Source organism: Tenacibaculum finnmarkense (genome assembly GCF_900239185.1).
GTDB lineage: Bacteria > Bacteroidota > Bacteroidia > Flavobacteriales > Flavobacteriaceae > Polaribacter > Polaribacter finnmarkensis.
On record NZ_OENA01000009.1, the window covers coordinates 1 to 3,658 of the forward strand.

General features: G+C 31.2%; 4 protein-coding genes. All 4 read left to right on the forward strand.

Annotated elements, in window-relative coordinates:
- On the forward strand, nucleotides 1-468 hold a 468-nt coding region (locus tag AQ1689_RS00495), incomplete at its 5' end, for a phage baseplate assembly protein V (protein ID WP_219618429.1).
- A 39-nt stretch (nucleotides 469-507) separates the two neighbouring features.
- Nucleotides 508-939 carry a DUF2345 domain-containing protein gene (locus tag AQ1689_RS00500; RefSeq protein ID WP_180947509.1) on the forward strand — a complete coding sequence of 144 codons (432 nt, stop codon included), beginning with the start codon at nucleotides 508-510 and terminating at the stop codon, nucleotides 937-939.
- 207 nt (nucleotides 940-1,146) lie between these two features.
- On the forward strand, nucleotides 1,147-1,842 hold the full coding sequence (locus tag AQ1689_RS00505) for a hypothetical protein (RefSeq protein WP_145993664.1): 696 nt from the start codon (nucleotides 1,147-1,149) through the stop codon (nucleotides 1,840-1,842).
- A gap of 11 nt (nucleotides 1,843-1,853) precedes the next feature.
- Nucleotides 1,854-3,658 (forward strand): DUF4280 domain-containing protein (locus AQ1689_RS00510; RefSeq protein WP_101954846.1); only part of this gene is annotated, 1,805 nt, incomplete at its 3' end.

Below are 3,658 nucleotides of genomic sequence, written 5' to 3' on the forward strand. Positions count from 1 at the left end.
ACTGTAATAAAAGTAACGGGAGCACAGCGAGGAATAAACTCCTTTAATGTTAAAAATTACGGAGAGTATATTATTACCAAAATAACTCATACAGCTACAGGATCAAGTGAGTATTGTAATGAATTTGAGGCTATTTCTTCGGGTATCGCTATTTTACCAGAGCCATCGGTATCTTTACCAGAAGCATCACCACAATTAGCTACGGTACTTTCAAATGAAGATCCAGCTCAAAAAGGCCGTGTTCAAGTACAATTTCAATGGCAAAGAGCAGGAATGAAAACATCATGGATACGTGTAATGACGCCAGATGCAGGAAGTAGTGATAACCATACACAAAATAGAGGTCATGTATTTGTACCAGAAGTAGGCGATCAAGTAATGGTTGGTTTTAGATATAATGACCCTAACAGACCATTTGTAATGGGAAGTATGTATCATGGAAATAATGGTGCAGGTGGTCAAGATTAGAATAATATTAAAAGTATTATTACCAAAAGCGGGCATGTTTTGGAATTTAATGATACTAATAATAGTGAAAGTATTACGATTACCGATAAAAATAATAATATTATATTTATTGATACTAACGGTAATAATATTACTATTTCTGCAAATGAAACAATAACTCTAAAGGCAAAAAATATTAATTTAGATGCTGAAGAAAACATTACTGCTACTTCAGGAAAAATGACAGAAGTACATGCCGGAGAAAATATAATGTTTAATGCTGGAGAAAATATAGAGTTATCAGCGAGTGAAAATCTGATAGAGCATGGAACAAATAAAGAAATTAATCTTACAGGAAAAAAGACTGTTATTGCTAGTGAAATAGAAGAAACAGCAGATAAGATACGTTTAGATAGTAGTAAGGGAAACCTAGAGCTAGCTTCTGGTAAAGAGATTGATTTGCAAAGTGGTGAAAAAGTACGATTATTTTAAATATAAGATATGTTTTGGACTACCAAGAAAAAAGTACCTAAAAAAATAAAAACCTTAAGAGAAACCTTACAAGAATATGATACTCCTATGTGGAAAAATAAGTTTCTATTAGAAATAGAGACGAAAATACAGACTCCTTATCTAGGAATAAAAGACAAGGTACGTACTCCACATGACACTATAACAACTCTAGCGTATATCTGTACTATGATGCTATATAAACAAAATAAGGGAGGTTACTTATTGGTTGTAAATAAAGTATATAAAGAGAAAAAAAATCAACCTAAATTAACGGTAATAGAAGAGTTGTCTCGTATTATAGGACGGCATGCAAACACGATTATTTATCAAATAGATAGAAAAACAATGCAGCCTGTAGCTATACATAATTATGATGATTTATTACGATTATGGGAAGAAGATAAAAAAATTATAGAAGACTATTATCTAGGTAGACCAGCACAAGTTTTAATGAATATTACAGATGAAAAAGTAACCAATAAAAAAGAATATACAAAATTACTATATAAGGCCTTTCCTAATGGAATATTGGTGGATACATTTTGTGCGTATTACCATACTCAAAATAGCGAATTTATTATTTCTAGTAATGTACTGCCTAATAGTTATGTTAGATTACCTATAAAGATAAGTGAAAAAAATAATGAAAATTTTGCTTTTATTGGAGATAGAGAAACGATGTTAGATCTAGAAGCAGTAAAAAATATTTTTCAATTAAAAAGAGCAATAATAGCTAAAGAGTATCGATTAGAAGTTAACTTACAATGTAAAATCTCGTTAGAAATTAAGACAAAGAACTGGAATAAAGGGTGTTGGAGATTAGATGTAAATTGCAAGGATGTGTATCATAAGCGTATTGATATTAGATTAACGACGCTTTAAAAAAGAAAAAGATGAGTGAAGAAAATCAAGAAGAAAATAATAAATCAGGAGCATCTGGTGTATTAGTATGTAAAAATGCTACATGTTCGTGTGAATTCGGCGGTCCTCCTGTAAAACTGCAAGTAACGAGTCACCAAAAATACTATATAAACGATCCGGGTGGAACAGAAAAATTAGTAGTATTAGATGAAGATAATCAATTTTTACCAGCGACTTTTATTACCTGCACCAAAGATACTCCTTATAAACAATGTAAATATGTACCACAACCTGGTGTAAAATGGGAAGGTCCTGCACATTTTACAGAATGTGATAACAAACCCGTTGTTTTAGATAGCTATACACTTACCTGCCCTATATATCAAGGTGAAATAACAATTATGCATCATGGACAAACACAAGGAACAACATCTTCACAAGTAATTCAAAGCAACACAGATACTTGTGCTCAATTAAGTGGGTTACTTACTGAAAAAGAAATAACAGAAGCAGCAAGAAAATCATATCCTGGTATTTCTAGTGTTATGATAAAAGAAGGAGTTAAAAAAGAATATGGAGATACTAAAAATAAACCGTATTATCTACAAAGAAAAATAATAGCAGCCGTAAAAAAATTTTCTAGAGAAAATTATCCGCTAGACAAAAAAGCACTTACTTGTTGGGTTGTATATAAAGGGCATAGTTTTAATACCGTTTTGTCACACGCCAAAGATGTGGGATCTCTTTTTGAATTTTCACCTACAGAATCTGGTAAATATCGTATAGAAGCTTATGGTTCTAGGAGTGCGACCAATTGGTGTAATAGTGTAGATCGAGATGGGTTTACTACGAAAAAAGGAAGCACCACAGCATATAAAAAAGTTGGATTATCTGCAATAAAAAGGCAACATGTAGCATATACAGATATTACTGTAGAAAAAAATGAGCTTCATGAGATAACGTATACAGGGCAAAAACAAGGGCATAAAATAACTGCCAATAGAATTACTTATAAAAATGTAATTAACTGGGATATTCCAATAATATTGGATGCTAAATTAGTATATCCAGAAAACTCAGAAGAAAATAAGATTCAAGTTTTCAATTGGTCTATAACGGATAGTGAAGGAACAATGGTACCTATAGCTACAGATGCGAATGGAAAAGCTAAATTAACACATACTTTTGTTAGTCCTAATAATCCGATAGAAAAATATACGATACAACTTAATTATACAAATGTATGGGGAGATAGTAATTTAAAAACAATAGAAGTTACCTTGTTTTTAGACAACTGGGTAAGTGCTATTACTTGTAATAAAGCGGTTAAAAAGATAAGATTAAATAGTGCGATGCCCTCTTTTGCATCAAAATTTAGATTAAATAACTCAAATGAAACCCAACGGAAAGGTGTTAATTGGGTATTAATGTATTATGCTAATCTTACGTATGAAGATTTTAGTAAATTTAAAAAACAAACAGTAAAGGTTACAATAGCAAATATTGTTTTAGAAGAGGGTACCAATACTAGAGTTGTTAAAAATATAACCCAAGTAAAATATAAAGACCATCTCGCAGATGTCAACAATTTAAGTAGTTTTAGAGGGGAAGCTAATCTTACCTTACCCACTAGTTATTATACAGTAAAGGGGTTGTATGTTTTAGAAGCCTTTAAAAATACGGCAAACGGTAGAGGTTCAGATAGCTATGCTTTTCAGGTAACTGATAATGAAATAATAAGTGTTAAGGCTAAAAATAAGGCAAGAGTTAAAGAAAATACTAGTTTTAAAGTAAACACTTGTTTGTTTAGTAAATATATAGCCAATACAGATGGAGA

Bases quoted from the DNA above. Each gene is read 5' to 3' on its own strand.
- AQ1689_RS00505 (WP_145993664.1), top strand. From the start codon at position 1,147: ATGATGCTATATAAACAAAATAAGGGAGGTTACTTATTGGTTGTAAAT.